This window comes from Xenorhabdus sp. NBAII XenSa04 (assembly GCF_963866145.1).
Taxonomy (GTDB): Bacteria; Pseudomonadota; Gammaproteobacteria; order Enterobacterales; family Enterobacteriaceae; genus Xenorhabdus; species Xenorhabdus indica.
The window spans coordinates 1-1,166 of sequence record NZ_CAWMEB010000008.1; the positions used below are offsets into that span (position 1 = coordinate 1).

Sequence of the window (1,166 nt, forward strand, 5' to 3'; positions counted from 1 at the left end):
TCTGTTTTATCCTGGACGGCCTCATGTTGGAATCATCCAGTAGCGCCTCTCCTTGCCCGGCGACCTGAATTGCGTCCTGCTCAGCCGTGATCCCTTTACTTCCAGAGCGATTATTGAGGTTTCCGAGCCGTCCTCTATTTTGAACCAGAACACCATGCTTGGGGCCATTCACTGTTCCATCATTATTGAAAGTATCGACATTACTGCCAGCATCAATAACAAATGTTGCGAGATTAGAGCTGATATTATCCTTCAGAGATGTCAATATGCCACTATTATCAAGAGTCTTAAGTGTTGAAGCTATAACAGTTATTCCATCAATCGATCCGCGATTTAGGAGGGTATCTACGTATCCATATGGACCATTATTGGAGCCAATCGCTTCTTTGATCATTATTGCATTAAATGAATTAGGATTATTATTAGCTGTGATTGAGCCATAATTATCCAGCGTATTTATTCGACCAGAAACCCATACAGCACCGCTCACTCCACTTATGGTTCCATTATTAAGCAACCGCCCAACAGAACCATTGGCAGTTACCGTGACCCCACTGGTTCCCTGCAAAAAACCATTATTTTCAATGCTAGTAATGGAAATTTTTTTTTCCAGAATATGGTTAGTACCGATATTGACCGCACTGTATTTCAGATCGTAGATATCGTTGACGTCATTCCCTTGAGGAACATCAATTGATACGTCCTTCTTGATAGTAAGATTTTCGCCTGATGAGAGATTACAAGAGGTTGTCTCATTTTGAGAGATAGTGGTATTTGTATTCGACGAACCGCATGATGAATCCGCGATTGCATCAACGCTTATTCCAGGAAAGAAAAATAAAGCCACTCTAAGAGTTATTGGGAATACTGAATGTCTGTATATCTTCATAAGAGGAATCCCTAAATAACCTGATTTTCATTTAAAAAATTAAGTAGAGCCTACTAGATTCATTATTACTGTAGAATATATTTACTATATCGTCGATTATTCCAACTAAAATTTGATATTAATGATTGTATTAAAGTGGTTACTGGTGAAGATCATAGAGGATCTTGAATTCAGGTCTTTGTAATAATATACTTCTTTATCTTTTTTTTAAGATGATTATCTTGCAAAAATGTAATTTTTGGTTTGATATAAAGAAGATCATCATTAATAAACCAAT

1 pseudogene is annotated in these 1,166 nt (G+C 37.2%); it reads right to left on the reverse strand.

Features of this window, described 5'->3' with window-relative positions:
- Window positions 1-889, reverse strand: a pseudogene (locus AAC147_RS00885) (autotransporter outer membrane beta-barrel domain-containing protein); the annotation flags it as partial.
- Window positions 890-1,166 lie beyond the last annotated feature (277 nt).